This window comes from Collinsella sp. CM84Y_54 (assembly GCF_036317945.1).
In the GTDB taxonomy this organism is placed as follows: domain Bacteria; phylum Actinomycetota; class Coriobacteriia; order Coriobacteriales; family Coriobacteriaceae; genus Collinsella.
In genome coordinates this window covers 76,448-98,423 of sequence record NZ_JAWQCX010000004.1, presented here as the reverse complement: position 1 = coordinate 98,423, position 21,976 = coordinate 76,448, and the positions used below count along the sequence as shown (strand labels likewise).

Below are 21,976 nucleotides of genomic sequence, written 5' to 3'. Positions count from 1 at the left end.
CCGCTCTGCAGTCACGCGAAGGCCCTCCCCGGCACAGCCGAGAAGGGCTTCGTTGTCATCGTTATCTTTGGACGCGGGCGCCTCGCGTTACAGCCCGCGAATCCGTACGGCCTCGGGCGGAAACTCCTGCTCGCCGGCATCGGTCTTGATGGTCGCGCGGCCCCAGATGTCCAGGCCCGCAAACACACCGACCGCAAGCGGCAAACCGTTGGGCGACACCGCCGCAACTTGGCGGCCCAGCAGCGGCACCATGTCGAAGCACTCGCCCAGCACGGGGGCCAGCGGACCGGCAGCGCCCTGCGGCGTGTTGGCAACAACCGCCCAGGCGTCCACGCGGGTCAGCAAGGCGGCGGCCAGCGCCTCGACCAGCGCTTCGTCAGCCACGTCCACACCAAGCTCGCTCAGCGCCGAACGCTCAATATCCACCGTCACGGCACCGAACATGCCCGCGGCACCGGCGCCGCCGTTGACGGCGACGCGAGCGAGCGACGTCTCAAACGCGGGCGCGCCGCACACGATATTGCTCGGCCACTCAATGCCCACCTTGCCGGCAAGGCCCAGGCCCGGCGTCGACGCCGTGCCCACAAGCGCGTCCATCATGCCCATCGCCGTCACAAACGGCAGGCCGTGGAAGGCATGCATATTCACATCCGGGCGCATGACCAGCGAAAACGTCAACGACGCCTCGCCCGCGCTCCAAGCGCACCAGCCCGCGGACGCACCCTCGCGACCCGCGTCGCGCGCGGCGTCAAGCTCGGTACCGACGGCTACAGCATTCATCTCAATCATCTACATACGCCCCAATTCGCCCACGATATGGCCCACACGTTCCTCGGGCTCCTTGACCTCGACACCGTTGTAGCGGAAGAACCGCGCCGGGTCGTGCATCAGGTCCTCGAGCGGCACCAGCACAAAGTCGCGCTCGCCGATCAGCGGATGCGGCAGGCGCAGCTTTTTGCCGCCGTGGGTCTCGCCATCCATCCACAGCAGGTCCAGGTCGATGGTGCGCGGACCGTTGGCCTTGGCCTTCTTGGAGCGGTCGCGCCCCAGCTCGGCCTCGATCTTCATAAGCTCGTCGAGCAGCACCAGCGGCGCCAGCTCGGTCTTGATCTCGATGACGGCGTTGGCGAATGCGTCCTGGCGCGTCTCGTAGGCCGGCTCGCTCTCGTAGATGCGCGAGCAGTTGGACACGCAGGTGAGCGGAATCTCGGCGATCATGTCGCGTGCGGCGCGGATGTTATCGCAACGATGCCCCAGGTTGGAGCCCACGGCCACAAACGCACGGCGCGGCTGCGGCTTGGCGACAGCCCAGTAACCGTTCAGGAACTGCGCAAAGCCGGTGACGTCGTGCACGCGCACGATGTTGGCACCGGCCTGGATAGCGCCCAGGCACACGCCAAACGTGGCGGCATCGCGCGCGGCGGCCTCGGTCACGCCCGAAACGGCGCCCACAAAACGCTTGCGCGACACGGCACACACGAGCGGGTAGCCCAGCGACGCCATCTTGGCGGTCTCGCGCTGGATGACGATATCCTCGTTGGCCGTCTTGCCAAAGCCCGGACCGGGATCGATGCAGATGCGGTCGCGCGACACGCCGGCATGGATGAGCGTGCGGGCCTGGTCGGACAGAAAGCCCATGACACGGCGCATGATGGGCGCCGAATCGGGCAGGGTAAAGCGGCGGAGCTGAGAGGTGGGCACGTAGGCCTCCTCGCGGCGGGCGCTACGGCGCATCATGGCTGCCAGGCGGTCATTGGGCTCCGGCGCGGACTCAGGGGTCGCGGCGGCCTCGGAGACAGGGGCGGCCTCTTCGGCGGCCGGTGCCTCCTGCTTCTGCTCGTCCGTGGGCTCGGGCGCGGGCTCCGGATCGCCAAACGGCAACGAGGGCTGCACCACGCCGCCTGGCAGCTTGGCCTCCGTCTTGGGCTCGCCCAGCAACTTGCCACGGCGACGGCGGGCAGGCTTCTCGGCCTCGCGCGCAGCCTCGGCGGCCGCCTCGCGTGCCTTCTCGGCAACAAACGCCGCAGCAGAGGTATCGAGCTGCACCGTTGCATGCGTGCGCGTGGGTGCCGCGACCTCGCCGGCGTGCATCACGATAACGCCGCAGGTGCTCGTCGCGACAAACTCGACCATCTTGGGATCGGTGAAGCCCGTCACGTCGTTGACGATCGAGGCGCCGCAGCGCACGGCCGCCTTGGCAACCGCCACGTGGCGCGTGTCGATCGAGACGATGGCGCCCTCTTTGGCCAGCGCGCGCACCACGGGCAGCACGCGGCGAGCCTCCTCGTCGGGATTGACCGGGGTAAATCCGGGGCGCGTGGACTCGCCACCCACATCGATGATGTCGGCACCGGCGTCGAGCATCGCCAGGCCGTACTCGATGGCGGCATCCGGATCGAAGTGCTCCCCGCCGTCGCTAAACGAATCGGGCGTCACGTTGAGGACGCCCATGATGCGCGGGCGGTCAAAGCTGAGCTCGTACTTTCCGCACCGCCATGTCTTGCTATCGTTCGCCATGAACATCCTCCTAAAATGCCCGCGCCGCCGCGCCTGGGCGCTGGCGGCGGGGTCGCTTTGCAATCAGTCTTTCTATTGTATCCGCGCACACGGGCTAGAACGCAAACGCGGCCGCGATGTCGCAAGAAATCAGCAGGTCGGCATTTGCATCCTGATCGGTGGGAGCAAGATTGCAAATGGCCAGCGTATCGCCGGTAAAGTAGCGCGTAAGGCCCGCCGCCGGATACACCACGAGCGAGGTCCCGCCCACGATGAGGGCATCGGCCGCGGCGATGGCGGCAACGGCACCGGTCAGCACGCGCTCGTCGAGCGGCTCCTCGTAGAGCACCACATCGGGCTTAATGCGCCCGCCGCACGCAGGACACACGGGCACGCCCGCGGCGTCCTCGTGCTCGCGCGAGCAAATCCACTCGGCGCTATAGACCGCGCCGCACGACTGGCAGATATTGCGATGGACCGAACCATGCAGCTCAAACACGCGCCGCGAGCCGGCCATCTGATGCAGGCCGTCGATGTTTTGCGTCACCACGGCACTTAGCTTGCCGACGCGCTCCAGCTCGGCCAGCTTGGTGTGGCAGCGGTTGGGCTTGGCGCCAAGCGCGATCATCTTGGTGCGGTAGAAGTCGAAGAACTCGGCCGGATGCGCCTCGTAAAAGCTATGCGAGAGCATAGTCTCGGGCGGATAGGCAAACTGCTGGTGATACAGGCCGTCCACGCTGCGGAAATCGGGGATGCCACTCGCCGTGGAAACACCCGCGCCGCCAAAGAAGACCACGCGCTTGTGGGTATTGAACAGCTCCGCCAGCGCAGCGGAGGCCCATCTGGGATCCGATATTGCCTGCGTCATGTGTGTCCTCCGTCCTTGCCACCGGGGCGGCGGCGTTTGCGCCGTCGCTCGCGGACTCCGCCCCGCTCGTGTTGCGCTAATCTTAAGCCTGCCAACCCCGTCGAAAGGACACCATGCCTCAGACTTACACGTTTGCCTCTTGGAACGTTAACGGCCTGCGCGCCGTGCTCAAAAAAGACCCGAGCTTTATCCAAATCGCGCAGGAACTCGACGTCGACATCCTGGCGCTGCAGGAAACCAAGCTGCAGGAAGGCCAAGTCGATATCGACATGCCCGGCTACCACCAAACCTGGAGCTACGCCGAGCGCAAGGGCTATTCGGGCACCGCGGTCTTTAGCCGCCAGGAACCGCTGCGCGTGTTGCACGCCGACGCGCTGCTGCCTTACGCCGGCAAGGGCGATGCAGCCGAGCTCGTCGCCCAAGCCGCGACCGAGGGCCGCGTCTGCGCACTCGAGTTTGACAAGTTTTGGTTTGTGGATGTCTACACGCCCAACGCGCAAAACGAGCTCGCCCGCATCGACGTGCGCATGGCCTGGGACGACGCCTATCGCGGCTTTCTGAGCGCACTCGAGCGCGAGACCGGCAAACCCGTCGTAACCTGCGGTGACTTTAACGTGGCGCACGAGGAGATCGACCTCAAGAACCCCAAATCCAACCGCGGCAACGCAGGCTTTTCGGACGAGGAACGCGGCAAGTTTACCGAGCTGCTCAACGCCGGCTTCACCGATACCTGGCGCGCGGCAAACCCCGACGTCGAGGGCGTCTACAGCTGGTGGAGCTACCGTTTTAATGCACGCAAGAACAACGCCGGCTGGCGCATCGACTACTTCCTGGTAAGCAATTCAATCGCCGGCAACGTGCGCGACACCGGCATCCGCGGCGACATCTTTGGCAGCGACCACTGCCCTGTCACTCTCACGCTGGAGCTCTAGCCCCAACGATTCCCCAGGGACGAAGGAAGGCGGACCATTTTTGGGTCTCGTGGGGGCATCCGCATGATCCGCCCGCCACGAAACGCGCCCATCTACTACGTTTAAGCCACCACCCTCAACCACAACGAGCAGCGCAAAAAGAAAACCGCAGGTAGAAAGCCTGCGGTTTTTAATAAAACGCGGGTATGGTTGGAGGTATCGGGTCAAACGTAGTAGATGGCCCGGTTTCGTGGCGAGCACCCCCCCAACGACCCCTTAGGGACGGAGGAAACGGATCATTTTGGCTCCTAGGGCCCGCGGCGACCGTCATATGAGTCGGCCCGCTTCAAAACTATGCCGGTTTACGGGGCTGAATCGCGAGCCCCCAACCATACGCAGCTTGGGAAAAATAAAACCGCAGGTAGACGGCTCGCCTATTTTCGAAAAATGACGGTATGGTCGGCCTATGCCAATCTGGCCCCGTAAACCGGCATAGTTTTGAAATGGCACCGCAGCAGTATTGGTTCTTGCTCCAGCACAACCTGCCCTACAGTCCGTATTTCACGACAACACGGTTGATGCGGCGGCACCAGGGCTTGTACAGGGCGGCCAAAAACACACAGGTCGCGAGACCGTGCGTGATATCGAACGGCACCGCCGTGACAAGACGCGCCATGGCGCCCGCCCACGTGAGCGGCTGCACAAAGCCGATGATGTCGTAGGCGTTGATTACAACTCCATAGAGCAGGCCCGACGCAAAGCCGTAGGCCAGCAGCGCCGGCATGCGCACGGTGCCATCGGCGCGATCAAAAGCGCCCGCATGCGCCAGCGCGCCGCCAACATAGCCAACCAGACCCCAGGCATACATCTGCCACGGCGTCCACATGCCCTGCCCAAAAAAGAAATTGCTGGTCAGCGCCGCCAGCGCACCGACCATGAAGCCGTTGCGTCGGCCCAACGTCGCCCCCGCGATAATAGCGATGGCGCTCACGGGTTTAAAGTCGGGAATGGGGCCGAACAAGATGCGGCCCGCCGCGGCCAGCGCCGCCAATACCAGCGTGGGCATAATCTGGCGAAGGCCCGGTCGCGACGTCTCGTAACCCGCGAAGAACAGCGCAAGCACCAGCGCCACCACGACAAGCATGGCGAGCGCCGCCTGCTCAACGCCCGCTAGCAACGCCGCAGCCATCACCGCTGGCACCGCCAGCAGCAGCGGGATCTCCAGTTTTGCGAGTAGGCGCGCGACGCGATAATCCGTCATCCCATCACGCCCTATAAAACACGTTGTCGGCAAAGAAGTCGGCCGGCGGCTCCATGCAGGCAATCTCACCGTCAAACATCATGGCAATGTCATCGGCAACCTGCTCGGCAAAATCCAGATCGTGCGTGGCCATGATGACGGTACCGCCAGCCTCCGCATGGTCACGCAAGGCGCGGGCGATGATGCGACGGCTAGCCAAGTCCAAGCCCTTGGTGGGCTCATCGAGCAATAGCAGTTCGGGGCCAATCAGCAGCAGTTTTGCCAATGCAAGCAGTTGACGCTGCCCGCCCGAAAGATCGTACGGGTGGCGCCCATCCAGGCCCGACAGCCCCAGGCTCGCCGCGCGCTCCCGCGCCACAGCCTCGTCATATCCGCAGGTCGAAGCCCATTCCATCAGCTCGTCGCGCACCGTCTCGGCAACCAGCAACGCCTTGGGATTCTGAGGCAGCAGTGCCGCCGAGGCCGCCCCGCGCTCCATATGCCCACGCTGCAACTTGACCGTCTTGGCTAGCACCGAAAGCATTGTCGACTTGCCGCAGCCGTTGCCGCCAACAACCGCATGCACTGCGCCAGCCGAGAACGCCGCATCGAGTCCGCGCAGCACCCAGCCGGACGCTCGATCGTATCGAAACCAGCTCCCTGCCAGGGTGGTAGCCGACCCAGCGTGCATTTTTGGGAGTATTCGACATCCACCGGCGCTGCTGAAAACTCCGTTTTTTGCACGCCGCGAGGCGCCCCACCCTGGCGCCTCGCCAGAAAACAGCTCTTCGCGATGCCCCAAGGAGGCGATATCAGGCACCTCGCATACGCGCCCGCCCTCAATCCGATACGCACACGTCGCGTATTCGAGCATCGGGCGCGGCTGGTGCGTCGCCACAACAACCGTGCAGCCCAACTCGCGATTCACGCGAAACAGCGCATGCAGAAAACTCTTCTCGGCAACGGGATCCAGTTGGGACGTAGGCTCGTCGAGCAGTAGTACGCGCGGGCGCAACGCCAGCACGGCCGCCAGCGACAGCAGCTGCTTGCGTCCGCCCGAAAGCGTATCGGTATCGCGGTGGAGCCAATCCTCCAACCCAAAGAAATAGCTGGTCTCGGCCACGCGACGGCGCATCTCATCGCGCGACATACCTAAGTTTTCCAGGCCAAACGCCATCTCGTGCCACACGGTTTCGCACACGATCTGGTTCTCGGGGTCCTGAAACACATAGCCCACGCGCTCCGCGGACGCCCGAACATCCATGTCGGCAACGTTCTCGCCCAGCACGCGCAGCTCACCAGCGCATTCGCCCGTCGGCGAAATCTCGGGTTTGAGCAGCGAGAGCAGCGTTGACTTACCCGACCCAGTACCACCTACCAGCAGCGCAAACGCACCTTGGGGAACAGACCAGTCGAGCCCGTCGAGCACCGGCGCCTCGGCCCCGGGGTAGGCAAAGCGCAGGTCCCGCACTTCAATCGCCGGCGCATCCGAGCCGCACGCCGCGCCCGCCATCATGCTTCCGTCCAACCGAGCCATCAGCCAAACCTCTTCTCGTCAATCGCGTACAGCACGCAGGGCAGCGCCATCCAGGCCGCGTACACAATATAGCCAGGCCACGGCGCCGGCGCCGAAAGCTGCGGGTAAAACGAATACTGCGTCGTCGCGGTCCACGCCACTGCCGCCGTGGCCACGCCGAACAGCGCAAGCCCAACCAGCGCGGCAACATCGCCGCGCCCCAGCCGATACCGCGCGTACGTCGTGCGGCGCGTCGCGGCACCCCACCCACGGGAGCGCATGGCGTCCGCGCGCTCCAGCGAATCCTCCATGCCCCAGCCCATCAACACGCTCGATGCCCGTAGGCGCGAACGCACGGGGTCGGCCGACGCACGCCCCGGCACATCAATCGCATCCTGCACCGCCAGTACCGTACGACCGCGGCGCAAAAACTGCGGGATAAGCCGCATGCACATCGAGATCATGAGCGCGATCACCGGCGCGGCGTTACCCAAAAGCGCAAGCACCTTGTCGTAGCCAAGCATCGATGCCGCAGCCTCAAACCACAGCACGCTCGCCACAAACAGCCCGCCCATGCACAGGCCGTATACCATGCTCTCCAGATACACCGCGCGCATGCCAATACGGAACAGCTCCGTCGAGCCCGAGGCGCTAAACAGTGGATTGAGCGCCGCGATGACCAAAATCACCGGCAGTTGCCAGCGAAGCGCCCCCAACGTACGTGCGGCGCCGCGCGTCGCAAACCCGTACGCCAGCCCGCCCGCAAGCGACAGCGCGATCAGCACCGGCTGCATCGAGAACATGGTGAGCCCCAACGTCAGCACCATGTAGAGGGCCGGCACCGCCGGATGCGACATCGAAAATGCCGCGACGGACTCGTTGCCCGATTTCTCTCGCATGATATCCACGGGCACCCCACCCCCCCCTCGCTCAAACGCCAACGCCGCAGCGCCGCCGCCATGCACAACCAGCGCAAATACCACATCGGCGGCAGCGACATCGACCGTCACGCATCAATCGTTACGCGCTCATCATATGCCTGCGGTATCATATTGCGCCGTGTATCGTTTCCAAACACACGTCTCTATAACGTAACAGGAGATCACATGGACGCAACCGCAATTATCCTCGCCGCCGGCGAGGGCACCCGCATGAAGTCGAACCACTGCAAGGTTTCGCACAAGATCCTGGGTAAGCCCATGGTCCAGTGGATCGTCGACGCCACCATCAAGGCCGGCTGCAGCCGCGTCGTGGTCGTCATCGGCAGCCACGCCGACGAGATGCGCGCCCTCATCGATGGCGCCTACGCCAACAGCGCCACCAGGGTCGAGTGCGTCGAGCAGACCGAGCGCCTGGGCACCGGCCACGCCGTAAAGGTCGCGCTCGAGGCCTGCGGCATCACGCAAGGCCCCGTCGTCGTGCTCAACGGCGACCTGCCGCTCATCACCGCCGACACCGTCGCCAAGTTCGCGCAGACCGTCGCTACCGGCGAGCTCGCCTGCACCGTCATGACCATGACCCCGCCCGACCCCTTCGGTTACGGTCGCATCAAGCTGGGCGCCGACGACCAGATCGAGCGCATCATCGAGCAGAAGGACTGCACGCCCGAGCAGGCCGCCACGCTGCTCGAGTGCAACGCCGGCTGCTACGCCTTCGACGGCGCGCAGCTCGCCGCCCACATCGACGAAATCGGCAACGACAACGCGCAGTCCGAGTACTATCTGCCCGACATGCTCGAGATCCTCAAGGGCCACGGCCAGGCAGTCTCCATCTTCCACTGCGACGACTACCGCGACGGCCTGGGCGTCAACAGCCGCATCCAGCTCGCACAGCTCACCGCCATCGCGCGCGACCGCATCAACGAGCACTGGATGGCCGAGGGCGTTACCTTCATCGACCCCACGCAGGCCTGGATCGGCCCCGATGCCGTTATCGGCCGCGACACCGTCGTGTGGCCGCAGACGCATCTGATCGGTCACGTCACCGTGGGCGAAGAGTGCCAGCTCGGCCCCAACAGCCGTCTCACCGACACCACCGTCGGCAGCGGCTGCACCATCGATGAGACCATCGCCATCGAGGCCGTCATCGAGAACGGCGTCGACTGCGGCCCGCGCGCCTACCTGCGCCCGGGCACCCACATGCTCGACGGCTCCAAGGCCGGCACGCACGTGGAGATCAAGAAGTCCACGATCGGCGAGGGCTCCAAGGTTCCGCACCTGTCCTACATCGGCGACACCACCATGGGCGCCGGCGTCAACGTGGGCGCGGGCTCCATCACCTGCAACTACGACGGCGTGCACAAGCACAAGACCGTCATCGGCAAGGATGCCTTCATCGGTTCCGACACCATGATGGTCGCGCCCGCCCAGATCGGCGACGGCGCGCTCGTGGCCGCCGGCTCCGTCATCACCGAGCCGGTCCCGGCCGACGCGCTCGGTCTGGGCCGCGCCCGTCAGGTAAATATTGAGGGCTGGGCCGCCGATTATCGCCGCCGTCTGCACGAGGACGACGAGGTATAACGTTTTACCAAGCACAAAAGGAGCTGTTCCCATGGGGACGGCTCCTTTTTCTATGCTGACCTGCGCGACCGGATGAGTGGTCGGTTCGTGTCCGTTGACGGTAAAGACGTTATCAAGACCCGATTAACCCCGCCGCGCGGTTACAATGCAAAAAGGCATCTATATGGCATTCGATGTATAAAGGAGAAGGGTAATGCCGATTAATGATCCCGAGAAGTCGGAGAATATGCGCAAGTCCATCCGCGTGTATTCCGGTTCCTCCAACCGTCCCCTCGCTCAGAAGATCGCTGAGTACCTTGGGGTCGAGCTTTCGGGCCTTACGCTAAAGCAGTTCGCCAATGGTGAGATTTACGCCCGCTACGACGAGACCGTCCGCGGCGCCGACGTCTTCCTGATTCAGTCCGTGGCCGGCGGCAACGTCAACGACATGCTCATGGAGCTGCTCATCGCCACCGACGCTGCCAAGCGCGCATCCGCCCGCTCCATCACCGCCGTCATCACCCACTACGGCTATGCCCGCCAGGACCGCAAGGCCGGCCCGCGCGAGCCCATCACCGCCCGCCTCGTCGCCAACCTGCTCGAGCGCGCCGGCGTCAACCGCATCATCACCCTCGACCTGCACCAGGGCCAGATCCAGGGCTTCTTCGATATCCCGGTTAATCACCTGTCCGCACTGCCGCTGTTTGGCCAGTACTACAACGACATGCACTTCGACACCGACAACCTGGTTGTCGTCTCCCCCGACGTGGGTCGTGCCAAGGCCGCCAAGAAGCTGTCCGACATGCTCGGCTGCGACCTGGCCATCGCCCACAAGGGTCGTCCGCGCCACAACGCCGCCGAGGTCATGGGCATCATCGGTGACATCAAGGGCAAGACCTGCATCATCAACGACGACATGATTGACACCGCTGGCACCCTGTGCGCCAACGTCAAGGAGCTCAAGGCCATGGGCGCCGGCGACATCTACGTGTGCGCCACCCACGGCATCTTCTCGGGCCCGGCTATCGAGCGCCTGAACGATGCCCCCATCGTCGAGTGCGTCGTCACCGATGCCATCCCCGTCGAGGTCGGCGGCAAGATCAAGACCATCTCGGTCGCCGAGGAGTTCGCTCAGGCCATCTCCGCCGTTTACCACGAGGAGCCCGTCTCCACGCTCGTCGGCGGCGACTTCGCGCTGTAGTCGCATCGTCCTTGCAGCCCGGCGCATCGCCGCCGAAACAGAAGAAACCCCCGCGCTCCCCCTTGCTTCGCAAAGGTCGCGCGGGGGTTTCTTCTGTTTCGGCGGCTCGCTCTGCCGCGGCCGTGCTTTTGTCTGGTGGGATTTCGCTGAAACGAAGTCTCGCCTTCGGCGGGCGTGGTAGCCTTTGTCGTTGATTAAACTTTTGTGTAACGGAAGGATAAATATGGCAGCTGCACAGCCGCTTAAGATTCGCATGGTTGCCGGACTTGGCAACCCTGGCGATGAGTATGCCGAGACCCGCCACAACGCTGGCTTCAAAGCAATCGACGAGCTGGCCCGTCAGGCCGGCGTCACGTACTGGAAAAACCAGGCCGGCGCCGAGGTCGCGCTCATCAACATCAACGATCCTGAGGAAGAGGGCGGCAAACGCCAGATCGTGCTGGTCAAGCCGCAGTCGTACATGAATACCTCTGGCGGTCCCATCTCCAAGCTCTGCCGCGAGTACAAGATCAAGGCCGAGGAGCTGCTCGTAATCCACGACGAGCTCGATATTCCCGCCGGCGACGTGCGTGTTAAGGTGGGCGGCGGCCATGCTGGCCACAACGGTCTGCGTTCCATCATCGACAAGATGGGCAGCCGCGACTTCAGCCGCATCCGCACCGGCATCGGCAACCCTCCCGGCAAGATGGCCGTCGCCGACTACGTGCTCAAGCAGCTGCGCGCCCGCGAGGCCGAGGACTTCCAGGACACCTGCGCCCGCGCGGCCGACGCCGCCGGTCTGGCGATTGTGCACGGCGTAGTCTATGCCCGCGACCATGTCAACGGCGCCGCCTCCGCCAACGGCAAGCACTAAAACCTACCATTTAGGGACAGATTTATTTTGTCAGGTTTTACCTGCGGAAACGCCCCAGTTGCGGCATCGCAATAAACCGCGCGCCACCATACGCACATAGCACCCCAAAGGGGGCCGGCCTCATCACAACCCGAGGCCGGCCCCCTTTGCCGTTTTACCCGATAAGACTGACCAAAATAAACCTGCCCCTATTTGGTAAGCCGCAGTGGATAAACCCTGCTCCCAACCGCCGAAGACACACGTAAGTGACATGTCCATGAGGGTATAATTTGCACCGTATGTCTGCACAACGCCTGTGCGCGTACGGTTTTATTCGGGCTACCGTCCATTTCCGTGGAGGCACGGTTCGGCGGCCCTAACAAGAGAGGGGTTCTATGTATAAGATCCTGGAGAAGACGCAGTTCTCGGAGAAGGTGTTCAAGTTCCGCATCGAGGCGCCTGCAATCGCCAAGCATGCGCACGCTGGACAGTTCCTCATGGTTCGCGCCAACGAGACGGGCGAGCGCGTCCCGTTTACCCTGGCCGGCTGGAACGGTGACGAGGGCTGGGTCGAGTTCATCTTCATGGTGATCGGCAAGACCACCGAGATGCTGTCCACCTACGAGGCCGGCGAGTCGCTGCGCGACGTCGTGGGCCCGCTGGGCGTTCCCACCGAGATGGCTGAGGGCCCCTGCGCCGTCATTGGCGGCGGCGTCGGCCTGGCAATTGCCTTCCCGGTCGCCAAGCACCTGGTCGAGACCGGCCACGAGGTGCACGCCATCATGGGCGCCCGCACCAAGGACCTCCTGCTCATGGAGGACCAGTTCCGCGAGCTCCTCGACGAGGACCACATCCACATCACTACCGATGACGGTTCCTACGGCGAGCAGGGCGTTGTCACCGCTCCGCTGGAGCGCCTGCTGCAGGACAAGGCCGTGAGCCAGGTCTTCTGCGTCGGCCCCGTTCCGATGATGAAGTTCTCGACCCTCACCGCCCAGAAGTACGACACCCCCATCACCGCGTCGCTCAACCCCATCATGGTTGACGGCACCGGCATGTGCGGCTGCTGCCGCGTCGAGGTAGGCGGCGTGACCAAGTTCGCTTGCGTCGACGGCCCCGACTTCGATGCCACCCTGGTCGACTGGGATGACCTTCGTGCCCGCCAGGCCGCTTACCGTTCCGAAGAGGGCGAGTCCCTCAAGGCCTATGAGGAAAAGAGCTGCGCATGCCACTAGTTAACGGTCGTTTCGTTGCCGATATGAAGTCGCCCCGCACCCCCGATAACGAGGAGCCGGCTGCCGAGCGCGCCTGCGACTTCCGCCCCGTCGACAAGGGCTTCACCGAGGAGATGGCGCTGGCCGAGGCCGAGCGCTGCCTCAACTGCAAGAAGCCGTTCTGTGTTGAGGGCTGCCCCGTCAACATCAACATCCCCCGCTTTATCGAGCAGATCCGCGCGAAGGACTTCGGCGGCGCCCTCGATACTATCCGCGAGGACTCCATGCTTCCCGCTATCTGCGGCCGCGTCTGCCCGCAGGAGAACCAGTGCGAGGGTAAGTGCATCCGTGGTAAGAAGTCCGAGCCCGTGGCCATCGGCCAGCTCGAGCGCTTCCTGGGTGACCGCCCCGAGCTCGCCTCTACGCCCAAGATGGCTCCCAAGAACGGCAAGAAGGTCGCCGTCGTCGGCTCCGGCCCGTCCGGCATCACCTGCGCCGGCGAGCTCGCCCGTAACGGCTTTGACGTCACCGTCTTCGAGGCATTCTTCACCGGCGGCGGCGTGCTGGTCTACGGCATCCCCGAGTTCCGTCTGCCCAAGGCAGTCGTCAAGCGCGAGATTGACGGCCTGGAGGACATGGGCGTCAAGTTTGAGTACAACTCCGTCGTGGGCAACATGGCCACGGCCGAGGAGCTGTTCGAGCAGGGCTTCGACGCCATCTACGTGGCGACTGGCGCCGGCCTGCCCAAGTTCCTCAACGTCCCCGGCGAGAACCTGCCCAACGTCTTCTTCGCGAACGAGTACCTCACCCGCGTGAACCTGATGAAGGCCAACAAGTTCCCCGAGTACGACACCCCCACCAAGCACGGCAAGAACGTCGTCGTCTTTGGTGGCGGCAACGTGGCTATGGACGCCGTCCGTACCGCCAAGCGCCTGGGCGCCGAGCACGCCATTATCGCCTACCGTCGTACCGAGGATGAGATGCCTTGCCGTCGTGCCGAGCTGCACCACGCCAAGGCCGAGGGCGTCGAGGTTCTGCCGCTCGTCTCCCCGCTCGAGTTTGTCGCTGGCGAGGACGGCTCCGTGTGCGCCGTCAAGGTCCAGAAGATGGAGCTCGGCGAGCCCGACGAATCCGGCCGTCGTCGCCCGGTGCCCATCGAGGGCGCCATCGAGGAGATTCCCTGCGACGTCGCGATCTCGGCTATCGGCACCAACGCCAACCCCTTCGCAAAGAAGATCGGCGGCAAGATGGAGCTCAACAAGTGGGGCTACATCGTTGCCGACGAGGAGACCGGCCAGACCACCGATCCCCGCATCTGGGCCGGCGGCGACATCGTCACCGGTGCCGCTACGGTCATTCTGGCGATGGGCGCCGGCAAGAAGGCCGCCGCTTCGATCACCAAGAGCCTGCTGGGCGAGTAATCACCTGCAGCGCTAGCCACCAAACGGCAAAGTCCCCGTCGAGCACGCGCCCGGCGGGGACTTTTTCTATACCGGCCGCCAGACCACCACGATGGGGACAGGCACCTTTGTGGTAGTTTGGGGCCTGGTCGATCGTTTTGTCTCGATCTGTAACAGTTAGGACCTGTTGAGCCTCGTAGTTGTTACAGATCAAGATATTGTGCGAACATCCGCCTGTTCATCTCAATCTGTAACAGTTAGAGACCAAATTCCCCGCTACGTGTTACAGATCAAGACGTTAGGTTAGCGGCCATTCGGTTCATCTAAATCTGTAACATCTAGGGCCGTTTTGGGCAGCCAGGTGTTACAGATTGAGATCTTGATAAAGCCGAGGACGGGCGCTGCCACCAAAACCTAGCGCTTGCGGCGCTTGGTTGCGGCGATGCCGGCCGCGGCAACGGTTGCGCCGGCGATGCCTAGGGCGGTGGCCGTCATCGCGGTGGTGTCGCCTGTGGCGACTAGAGCGGTATCGGACTTCTTGGCCGGCGTGGCTTTCTCAACCGTCTTGGTCGCGGTCGGCTTGGTCGCGGGTTTGGCCTCGGGCTTAGTCTCAGGCTGCGGCATTGGGTTGGGATCCGGCGTGGGCTGCGGATCGGGAGTAGGCGTAGTCTCAGGCGTAAACGTCAGATTGGTGTTCAGCCACAGGGTGTAAATCCAACCGCTCTCGGGATCAACCTCACTTGCCTCGCCCACCTGATAGCCACACTCAACCCCATTGATCTTCAGCTTGGTATTGGGCGTAAAGTAGAAGCCACGCGCCGGCTTAAAGTACAGGCCGTAACGATAGGTCACACCGGGCTTAAACGCGTCAATATGGTTGGTGATGTGCTGGTCCCAAAACTCGACGGAATTCACCTCACTGCCGTCGCTCCCCGTCCAGAACTCACACTGAAGGACAGAGCTCGAATCCACCGGAGTACCCGCCGTAAAGACCGGCCTGTCGCCCGCCTTGAAGGTGGTCGTGGCGCCGTTGATCTCAATAACGTCGATGGCACGCCATTCGTCGATTGGTTGCTCACACAGCATATTGTCAGCATTGGGCGCAAAGACGCCGTTGACGGTCTTAATGTGGTGTACCCAATGACCGTTGACGTTCATATTGCAGTCATCAGCCACGGTATTGTCGCCCTTGAGCCTCAGCTCAACGGAATACATGTAGAACTTGCCCTCTTCGAAGCGCTCGATCCTCCTCGCGCCCGTCGGATACTTAGCGGGGTCGGAATACCAGAAGGCAACGGGCGTAAGCTCCGCAGGGTCACTGCCATCCATCTCTTCCCAGCACTCATAGGCGATCTCATACTTGTCGGCATCGGCGGCAGGAATCGTCGCGGTCGCACGCGGCGCCTCGCCGGGCGCATAGTCGGTTTTCACGTCGTTGACGTTCAAATTCTCGAGGGCTTCGTTTTCTGACGCAACGAGCGTAATTTCGCTATTGATGGCGTAGCGGAGGTAATAATCGTACCTGGTTTCGTTGAGGATAGTCGAGCTGCCTTCATAGTCAGTTCCGGTATACGTCAGTGCCGCGCCAATATAAAGATCCTCATTGCGCGTGAGTCGATACGAGCCGCCTGCCGCGCCACCCGTAAAGGTCAGCGTCAGCCTCATGTGATCGCCAACAGGCTCAAAGTGAGCCGTCACATCGGACATAGATGTGTCCTGGACTTCAGCCAGGGTGCCCGAAGCAGCATCGGCCCGGTAGTACTTGGTTTCGACAAGTTCGCAGAGCGGCTCATCCGGCATGCCGCCCTCAACATCGGGGAAATCATAGGTATACGGCTGGCCCTTTTCGAGCGTGATGTTGTCCGAAAGCTTGCAGTCCGTATCGTGGCGGACCACGGTCGTGTTGACCTTAACACCGCTCCCGCCTGTCACATCGGTCACGCCACAGGGCATGATAGCGTCGTTTGCCGACGAGCTTTCGGCGCCGCCAAGAGAGCCGTCTTGGTCAGCAGCGCCCGCATCGTTTACCGTTGCCGGCGGTGCGTCCTGCTGATCTTGCTGAGCTTCTGCCGTGGACGGTGCCGCCGGAGCCGCGTCAGTCATCGGCGCAGCCGGAGCCACCGGTACCGGCGACGGAGCCGCCGTATCCTCCGCAACCGTCGGCGTCACCGGAGCCGCGGCAACCTCATCCGTCCCAGCGGCGGGATCGGCGCATTCCGTCGCCAGCGCCACGCTCGGCAGCAGCAACTGCCCGACCATAAGCGCACACGCGCCGGCGCAAGCTATTTTGGCACCCACACAACGCCAGGTACCATGAACCAGCGAGCAGGTGCACTCACGCTGAGTTTGCTTATCGAAGCGGCTTCCGTACATAACGGCCTCCTTGGTCGAAGGACTACACCACCACAAAGGTGCCTGTCCCCTTTGTGGTGGTCCTGTACCACCAAGGTGCGACCAGCGATTCCATATGCCTAGGTTCGTAGATACGAACCCCTATTGCTACCTGCGGTTTAATCCAATATGACTTCGCCATCGCTACACTCGTCCCAGGGACGCTACAATCGAGGACACGATCATTCGTCCACCCAAAGGACCGTCCTTGAACCTGAGCGGGCCTAAAATCAACGCGCTTCTGGCACTCGCGCTCTTCACCTTCGCCTTCCTTGCCGCCGAGTTTCGCTTCGACGTCAACGTCGGGCTGCTCGCCGGTGCCGAACGCGTTGTAATCGCGCAGGGCTTTATTCTGGGTGCAAGTGTGCTCGGCTTTATCGGGTACGCGCCGCTGCTCGGGCTCGCACAGCGCAAAGGCCACTCACTGGCAGTCGTCAACGCCGCTGTTCCCATCGCCATCCTGGGATTGACCCAGGTCCAGTTCCCTACGGCCCCGCTTGCCCTCGAGATTCTGGGCTGCGTGGCATTCTTTGGGCTCGGTCTGCTGGGTGCCGCTGCTCACCACACCTTTTCGTTGACATTCCAGGATGACCCCAAACTCGCCACTGGCGCAGGAGCGGCCTATGCCGCGGGCATCCTGATACAGTTCGCCATCAACCTGCTCAATTGCGGCGGTATCGCAGAGCTCATCATCCTCGGCACAGCGACTATCGCCATCTCCGCCCTCAGCGTCGTTCCCCAAAAGGCTGCCAGGAGCTCCAACCCCGCCATCAATCCCTTTGTTGAGCCCTCTCATGCCCTCGCCAAACAGGCATGCTGGAGCATCGCGCTCGTCATGATTCTCGCCTGCCTGTTCTCGACGCTCGATAACGTCGTCACGTTCTCCAACGCCCACGGCACCATCGCCGTACAGACCTGGCCGCGCCTCTTTTTGGCGGCGAGCGGTCTCGTCGCCGGTATCGTCTTTGATCTTGCCGAGCGTCGCTACATGGGCCTCATCATGCTCGGCATCGCCGTGCTCTCGACCATTTCCATCCTGACCGTGGAGGCCGGCGCCGATCCCAACCTGGGCCTTGTCGTCTTTTACCTAAGCTCGGGCTTTTTTGTCACGTTCTTTACCGCCACGTTTACGCAGCTGGCGCCGAGCATGCACACGCCCGCACTGTGGGCTGGCATGGGCCGCGCCGCCAACAACGTGTGCGCGTTCACTACGTCGGGCATCTCGCTGGCACTTGTGACCTCGGGCAATGTCGCCCTCATCATGATCGGCGCGCTCATGCTGCTTGTGGCGGCGAGTGTGGCGTTTGTAGCCGCGGGTCTGTTCCGCCTGCCCCAAACCGAGCAGGAGCGCGAACACCAGCAACGAGCCGAGAAAGCGCTCGCTGCGCCGAGCATCGAAGAGCAGCGCCAGGCCTTCATCGCCAACCACGCCCTCACTCCGCACGAAGTCGACGTGCTCATAGCCGTGACCCAGGATGAACGCCCGCTCAAGCAGGTCGCCGAGGAGCTCGGCATCTCGATGCGCATGGTACAGCGCCACCTGAGCTCTATCTACCAAAAGACCGATACGCAGACGCGCGCCGGTCTCGCCAAAGCCTTCCCCTCTGCCTAAAACAAAAACCACCACAAAGGTGCTGTCCCCTTTGTGGTGGTTTTGATCGACTAGCCTTCGAGTTGCGCTACTTTGTAGCGGTAGGCTGCGGCGATGACATCCTTGCAGCCTTCGCGGCCCAGCTTGGCACGGTTGACGACGATGTCTTTGCCGCTCGTCATCTTCCACTTTCCGGCGCTGTAACGCTTGTAGAACGCCTCACGCGCCTTCTGCTGCTGCTTGACCAGCTTGGCGCCCTTCTTTTTGTTAAGTCCGCGCTTCTTGCGCACAATCTCGACGCGGTCCTCAAAGGGAGCGGTCACCAACACGGCAATGTGGTTGGGATTGTTACGCAACAGGTAATCGGACAGGCGGCCTTCGATAATGCAGCTCTCGGTCTCGCCCAGATCCAAAATCACCTGGCTCATCTTTTGGAACAACTTGTCCGAGTACGAACGGGCATCGTAGCGGTCGGGCAGAAACGCCATGTTCTCCACGGCCAGGCGCTCGTCGTAGGCAGCCATCTTGTCGAGCGACTCGCCCGCGCGCAGCGACGCACGCACCAGCAGCTCGTTATCGTACAGCGGAATCCCCAACTCGTCGGCAAGCATGCGACCAATCTCGTGGCCCTCGGCGCCAAAGTCGCGCGCGATGGTAATGACCACAGGACTCTTCTTGTTCTCCAGATCGCTCATCGCGATTCCTTTCTCTATGTGACAAAGGGGCTGTCCCTTTGCCACATTCTACGCTGCCACCATTCGCCTCTGATACGCCCTCACCAGCAGCGAGATACCAAAGTTGAGCACAAAGTACATCGCAAATACCAGGCCGTAGAGCATAAGCACCTGCGAGAGGTCGATCGCATGGGCCATCACGACGTTTGCCGTGTACATGAGCTCGGCCACGTTAATGCCCGAAAGATACGAGCTGTCCTTAATGACGGTCGTGCACTGGCTAAACAGCGCCGGAATAATCGTCTTAAACGTCTGCGGCAGAATGATGTAGCGCATGGTGGCAAAGAAGCCGAAGCCCTGGCTCTGCGCTGCCTCAAACTGGCCGCGCGGAATCGAGTTGAGGCCGCCGCGCACAATCTCGGCCATAACAGCGCTGGTAAACAGCGTAAAGGCGATGGTCGAAATCACAATGTCCAAACCCTGCACCGTAAAGTAGATAAACAGGATCCACAGCAGGTTTGGCGTGCAACGGAACAGCTCGATATAGGCGCTCACCAAAATACGGAACGGGCGGGGCGCATAGCTTTTAACGAGCGCCAGCACCGTGCCAAAGATGAGCGAGAAAAAGATCGACAGCGCCGAGATCTCGATCGTCTTAACAAAGCCGCCCCAGATGTAGAGCAGGTTGGTCGCGTTGAAGATTTCCATGCGCTAGGCCTCCTCTACGTTATCGAGCCCCAGCTCGGCCAGGCTCACGCCGCGCGGACGCTCCTTGGAGCGGCGCTCGAGCCACTGCACCAGCATGGCGAGCGGAAAGCAGATGATGAAGTACATAAGGCAGCAGACGATGTATCCCTGCAGGTAACCGTACAGACTCACAAAGTTGTCGGAACGGTACATAAGGTCGCCGCCGGCCACAAGCGCCAGCACCGACGTGTTCTTGACCAGGTTGAGCGCCTGGTTACACAGCGGCGGCAGAATGATCTTGAACGTCTGGGGCAGCACGATGTACCAGTATGCCTGCGCGCGAGTGAAGCCCTGGCTCTGGGCCGCCTCCATCTGACCGCGCGGAACCGCCTCGATACCAGTGCGGATGACCTCCGAAATGTAGGCCGCGTGATACAGGCCCACACCCAAGAAGCCCAGCACGAACGGCGCGATGCGCACCGGCTGATCGGCACCGGTTATGGCCTGCAAAAACTGCGGACCGGCCATGTACATAAAGAGCACCTGCACGGGCAGCGGGGTGTTCTGGTAAAACTCCACGTACACGCGGCTTATGGCGCGCAGCACGCGCGAACGAGTGGTAGAGAACACGCCCAGCAGCGTGCCCAGCACCAGCGACAGCAGCAGACCGGCAACGACCACCTGCAGCGTCACGCCAAAGCCCTCCCAGAAGGGTCCCATGTTTTGAAATGTCGTCGACCAGCGGTCGGCGTCAAACAATCCTTCGAGCATTTGATTCCTTCCTTGGACGATGCGCCTATACAAGACCCCAGGTCTTGACCTCTTGGTCGAGCCAGCCGTCGGCCAAGCGATCGCAAATCACCTGATCGACCACGGCCGAAAGGTCGCAGCCCTTCTTGGTCGCCACGCCGTAGCCCTGCTCACCAAATTTGACCTCGGGCTGCAGCAGCTCAACGGTCTCGTTCATGTAACCGGCCAGCGTGGAGCGGTCCATAGCAAAGACGTCGATATTGCCGGCGTCGAGCGAACTCTTGATGATGGGGTAGCCGCTAAAGGCCCTAAACTCGGGCTTGCAGCTAAAGCCGTTGTCCTTGATCATCTGCTCGATCAGGCCCTGCGTGGTAGCACCCTGGCTCACGCCGATGACCTTGCCGTCTAGGTCCTCAATCGAGGTAAAGCCCGAACGCTTCTTGACCATGAGTCCCACGTAGTCGGTGCGGTACGGCGTCGAGAAATCCCAGCTCTTCTTGCGCTCGTCGGTGATGGTGTAGGTCGCCGCGACCACGTCGAGTTGGCCGTTATCGATCAGCGGACCGCGCGTCTTGGGCGTTACGTCGGTAAACTCGACAAGCTCCTGGGCACGGGCCTCCTTGTAGCTCACGCCAAAGACGGCAGCGGCGATCTGGTAGCACAAATCGACTTCCATGCCCTCAAAGCGGCCCTTGGCGGTGTCGTAATAGCCGTAGCCGGGAACATCCTTCTTAACGCCAGCATTCAGATGGCCACGCGACTTAATGGCCGCAAGTTTGGACCCCTTGTCGGAACCCTCGCCGCTGGTGGAGTTGCCGCAACCGGTAAGCGCGGTCCCCGTCAGCGCAAGCATGCCGGCACCCGCCAGCTGCAAAAAGTGACGGCGCGACACGGCCGCCCTCGTCATATCCGTCATGTCCATCACCGCGCCTAGTGCAGAATCTTGGACAGGAACTCGCGGCAGCGCGGGTTCTCGGGGTTATCGAAGAAGTGCTCGGGCGTGCCCTCCTCCAGGATGCGGCCGTCCTCCATAAAGATGACGCGGTCGGCCACCTGGCGCGCAAAGCCCATCTCATGCGTCACGCAGATCATGGTGATATCCTCCTGCGCAAGCTCAATCATAACGTCCAGAACCTCCTGGACCATTTCGGGGTCGAGCGCCGAGGTCGGCTCGTCAAACAGGATGATGGGCTGCTTGGTGCACAGGGCACGAGCGATGGCGATGCGCTGCTGCTGACCGCCCGAGAGGTTCTGCGGATACTCGCCGGCCTTATGCGCCATGCCAACACGCTTGAGCGCGGCGATGGCGATCTCGGTCGCCTCCTCCTTGCTCTTCTTTTGCAGCTTGGTGGGCGCGAGTGTCAGGTTGCCCAGCACCGTCATGTTGGGATACAGGTTGAACTGCTGAAACACCATGGAGCTATACTTGCGAGCCATCTCCAGGTGGTTCTTTTTGGTGAGCGGCGTACCGTCAATGATAACCTCGCCCGATGTGGGCTCCTCAAGATAATCGACACAACGGATGAGCGTCGACTTACCCGAGCCGGAAGGCCCGATCATTACGAGCTTCTCGCCGCGCTTGACGGTGAGGTTGATATCTTTGAGCACATGCAGGTCGCCAAAGTACTTGTTGAGATGCTTGATCTCGATCATGTCTGCCATGAATGTCCCTTCCCTGCGTTTACACGAGTTGAACTATTGTACGGA

At 62.4% G+C, this 21,976-nt stretch carries 19 protein-coding genes; 7 read left to right on the top strand and 12 right to left on the bottom strand.

Features of this window, described 5'->3' with window-relative positions:
* Nucleotides 1-87 precede the first annotated feature (87 nt).
* The 3 genes from V2391_RS07490 to V2391_RS07480 form a co-directional block, all read right to left on the bottom strand.
* The gene (locus tag V2391_RS07490) at nucleotides 88-789 is read right to left on the bottom strand and encodes a hypothetical protein (RefSeq protein ID WP_329738829.1); all 702 of its coding nucleotides are present in this window, start codon (nucleotides 787-789) and stop codon (nucleotides 88-90) included.
* Nucleotides 790-2,517 (bottom strand): dihydropteroate synthase, encoded by a 1,728-nt coding sequence (folP, locus tag V2391_RS07485; protein WP_329738828.1) that lies wholly within the window; start codon nucleotides 2,515-2,517, stop codon nucleotides 790-792.
* A 94-nt stretch (nucleotides 2,518-2,611) separates the two neighbouring features.
* Nucleotides 2,612-3,364, bottom strand: a complete 753-nt coding sequence (locus V2391_RS07480; RefSeq protein WP_329738827.1) for an NAD-dependent protein deacylase — start codon at nucleotides 3,362-3,364, stop codon at nucleotides 2,612-2,614.
* A 113-nt stretch (nucleotides 3,365-3,477) separates the two neighbouring features.
* On the opposite strand from V2391_RS07480, the gene V2391_RS07475 reads away from it, so the two are divergent.
* Nucleotides 3,478-4,296 (top strand): exodeoxyribonuclease III, encoded by an 819-nt coding sequence (locus tag V2391_RS07475; protein WP_329738826.1) that lies wholly within the window; start codon nucleotides 3,478-3,480, stop codon nucleotides 4,294-4,296.
* 526 nt (nucleotides 4,297-4,822) lie between these two features.
* On the opposite strand, the gene V2391_RS07470 is transcribed toward V2391_RS07475, so the two are convergent.
* The 3 genes from V2391_RS07470 to V2391_RS07460 are packed head-to-tail and all read right to left on the bottom strand — an operon-like array spanning nucleotide 4,823 to nucleotide 8,041.
* Nucleotides 4,823-5,536, bottom strand: a complete 714-nt coding sequence (locus tag V2391_RS07470) for a DUF6580 family putative transport protein (RefSeq protein WP_329738825.1) — start codon at nucleotides 5,534-5,536, stop codon at nucleotides 4,823-4,825.
* A gap of 4 nt (nucleotides 5,537-5,540) precedes the next feature.
* Entirely contained in the window at nucleotides 5,541-7,052 is a 1,512-nt protein-coding gene (locus V2391_RS07465) for an ABC transporter ATP-binding protein (protein WP_329738824.1), read from the bottom strand.
* Nucleotides 7,052-8,041, bottom strand: coding sequence for an energy-coupling factor transporter transmembrane component T (locus V2391_RS07460; RefSeq protein ID WP_329738823.1), 990 nt, complete (start codon nucleotides 8,039-8,041; stop codon nucleotides 7,052-7,054). The genes V2391_RS07465 and V2391_RS07460 overlap by 1 nt, the downstream gene beginning before the upstream one ends.
* A 96-nt stretch (nucleotides 8,042-8,137) precedes the next feature.
* On the opposite strand from V2391_RS07460, the gene glmU reads away from it, so the two are divergent.
* From glmU to gltA, 5 genes are all read left to right on the top strand, one after another.
* On the top strand, nucleotides 8,138-9,550 hold the full coding sequence (glmU, locus tag V2391_RS07455) for a bifunctional UDP-N-acetylglucosamine diphosphorylase/glucosamine-1-phosphate N-acetyltransferase GlmU (RefSeq protein ID WP_329738822.1): 1,413 nt from the start codon (nucleotides 8,138-8,140) through the stop codon (nucleotides 9,548-9,550).
* A 193-nt stretch (nucleotides 9,551-9,743) separates the two neighbouring features.
* The gene (locus V2391_RS07450; protein ID WP_089573682.1) at nucleotides 9,744-10,730 is read left to right on the top strand and encodes a ribose-phosphate diphosphokinase; all 987 of its coding nucleotides are present in this window, start codon (nucleotides 9,744-9,746) and stop codon (nucleotides 10,728-10,730) included.
* 223 nt (nucleotides 10,731-10,953) lie between these two features.
* Nucleotides 10,954-11,583, top strand: a complete 630-nt coding sequence (gene pth / locus V2391_RS07445) for an aminoacyl-tRNA hydrolase (RefSeq protein WP_329738821.1) — start codon at nucleotides 10,954-10,956, stop codon at nucleotides 11,581-11,583.
* 374 nt (nucleotides 11,584-11,957) lie between these two features.
* Entirely contained in the window at nucleotides 11,958-12,797 is an 840-nt protein-coding gene (locus V2391_RS07440; protein ID WP_006235793.1) for a sulfide/dihydroorotate dehydrogenase-like FAD/NAD-binding protein, read from the top strand.
* Entirely contained in the window at nucleotides 12,788-14,197 is a 1,410-nt protein-coding gene (gltA, locus tag V2391_RS07435; protein ID WP_022094914.1) for an NADPH-dependent glutamate synthase, read from the top strand. Before V2391_RS07440 ends, gltA begins: the two co-directional genes overlap by 10 nt.
* A 393-nt stretch (nucleotides 14,198-14,590) precedes the next feature.
* Here the strand turns inward: gltA and V2391_RS07430 are convergent, their stop codons facing one another.
* Nucleotides 14,591-16,549, bottom strand: coding sequence for a hypothetical protein (locus tag V2391_RS07430; RefSeq protein WP_329738820.1), 1,959 nt, complete (start codon nucleotides 16,547-16,549; stop codon nucleotides 14,591-14,593).
* Nucleotides 16,550-16,775: 226 nt separating this feature from the next.
* Between V2391_RS07430 and V2391_RS07425 the strand changes: the two genes are divergently transcribed.
* Nucleotides 16,776-18,179 carry a helix-turn-helix transcriptional regulator gene (locus V2391_RS07425; RefSeq protein ID WP_329738819.1) on the top strand — a complete coding sequence of 468 codons (1,404 nt, stop codon included), beginning with the start codon at nucleotides 16,776-16,778 and terminating at the stop codon, nucleotides 18,177-18,179.
* 50 nt (nucleotides 18,180-18,229) lie between these two features.
* Here V2391_RS07425 and V2391_RS07420 read toward each other — a convergent pair whose 3' ends face one another.
* Genes V2391_RS07420 through V2391_RS07400 form a run of 5 tightly spaced genes read right to left on the bottom strand, consistent with a single transcriptional unit; the run spans nucleotide 18,230 to nucleotide 21,931 of the window.
* Nucleotides 18,230-18,853: a cytidylate kinase-like family protein gene (locus tag V2391_RS07420; RefSeq protein WP_117564047.1), complete on the bottom strand. Its 624-nt coding sequence runs from the start codon at nucleotides 18,851-18,853 to the stop codon at nucleotides 18,230-18,232.
* Between the two features lie 48 nt (nucleotides 18,854-18,901).
* Nucleotides 18,902-19,540 (bottom strand): amino acid ABC transporter permease, encoded by a 639-nt coding sequence (locus V2391_RS07415; RefSeq protein WP_006235796.1) that lies wholly within the window; start codon nucleotides 19,538-19,540, stop codon nucleotides 18,902-18,904.
* Nucleotides 19,541-19,543: 3 nt separating this feature from the next.
* Nucleotides 19,544-20,290, bottom strand: coding sequence for an amino acid ABC transporter permease (locus tag V2391_RS07410; protein ID WP_035136546.1), 747 nt, complete (start codon nucleotides 20,288-20,290; stop codon nucleotides 19,544-19,546).
* A 25-nt stretch (nucleotides 20,291-20,315) separates the two neighbouring features.
* The gene (locus V2391_RS07405) at nucleotides 20,316-21,191 is read right to left on the bottom strand and encodes a transporter substrate-binding domain-containing protein (RefSeq protein WP_082435536.1); all 876 of its coding nucleotides are present in this window, start codon (nucleotides 21,189-21,191) and stop codon (nucleotides 20,316-20,318) included.
* An 8-nt stretch (nucleotides 21,192-21,199) separates the two neighbouring features.
* Nucleotides 21,200-21,931, bottom strand: a complete 732-nt coding sequence (locus V2391_RS07400) for an amino acid ABC transporter ATP-binding protein (protein WP_329738818.1) — start codon at nucleotides 21,929-21,931, stop codon at nucleotides 21,200-21,202.
* Nucleotides 21,932-21,976: the final 45 nt, after the last annotated feature.

Coding starts and splice junctions, on each gene's coding strand:
- V2391_RS07490 (WP_329738829.1), bottom strand. CDS start 789: ATGATTGAGATGAATGCTGTAGCCGTCGGTACCGAGCTTGACGCCGCG.
- folP (WP_329738828.1), bottom strand. CDS start 2,517: ATGGCGAACGATAGCAAGACATGGCGGTGCGGAAAGTACGAGCTCAGC.
- V2391_RS07480 (WP_329738827.1), bottom strand. CDS start 3,364: ATGACGCAGGCAATATCGGATCCCAGATGGGCCTCCGCTGCGCTGGCG.
- V2391_RS07475 (WP_329738826.1), top strand. CDS start 3,478: ATGCCTCAGACTTACACGTTTGCCTCTTGGAACGTTAACGGCCTGCGC.
- V2391_RS07470 (WP_329738825.1), bottom strand. CDS start 5,536: ATGACGGATTATCGCGTCGCGCGCCTACTCGCAAAACTGGAGATCCCG.
- V2391_RS07465 (WP_329738824.1), bottom strand. CDS start 7,052: ATGGCTCGGTTGGACGGAAGCATGATGGCGGGCGCGGCGTGCGGCTCG.
- glmU (WP_329738822.1), top strand. CDS start 8,138: ATGGACGCAACCGCAATTATCCTCGCCGCCGGCGAGGGCACCCGCATG.
- V2391_RS07450 (WP_089573682.1), top strand. CDS start 9,744: ATGCCGATTAATGATCCCGAGAAGTCGGAGAATATGCGCAAGTCCATC.
- pth (WP_329738821.1), top strand. CDS start 10,954: ATGGCAGCTGCACAGCCGCTTAAGATTCGCATGGTTGCCGGACTTGGC.
- V2391_RS07440 (WP_006235793.1), top strand. CDS start 11,958: ATGTATAAGATCCTGGAGAAGACGCAGTTCTCGGAGAAGGTGTTCAAG.
- gltA (WP_022094914.1), top strand. CDS start 12,788: ATGCCACTAGTTAACGGTCGTTTCGTTGCCGATATGAAGTCGCCCCGC.
- V2391_RS07430 (WP_329738820.1), bottom strand. CDS start 16,549: ATGTACGGAAGCCGCTTCGATAAGCAAACTCAGCGTGAGTGCACCTGC.
- V2391_RS07420 (WP_117564047.1), bottom strand. CDS start 18,853: ATGAGCGATCTGGAGAACAAGAAGAGTCCTGTGGTCATTACCATCGCG.
- V2391_RS07415 (WP_006235796.1), bottom strand. CDS start 19,540: ATGGAAATCTTCAACGCGACCAACCTGCTCTACATCTGGGGCGGCTTT.
- V2391_RS07410 (WP_035136546.1), bottom strand. CDS start 20,290: ATGCTCGAAGGATTGTTTGACGCCGACCGCTGGTCGACGACATTTCAA.
- V2391_RS07405 (WP_082435536.1), bottom strand. CDS start 21,191: ATGGACATGACGGATATGACGAGGGCGGCCGTGTCGCGCCGTCACTTT.
- V2391_RS07400 (WP_329738818.1), bottom strand. CDS start 21,931: ATGGCAGACATGATCGAGATCAAGCATCTCAACAAGTACTTTGGCGAC.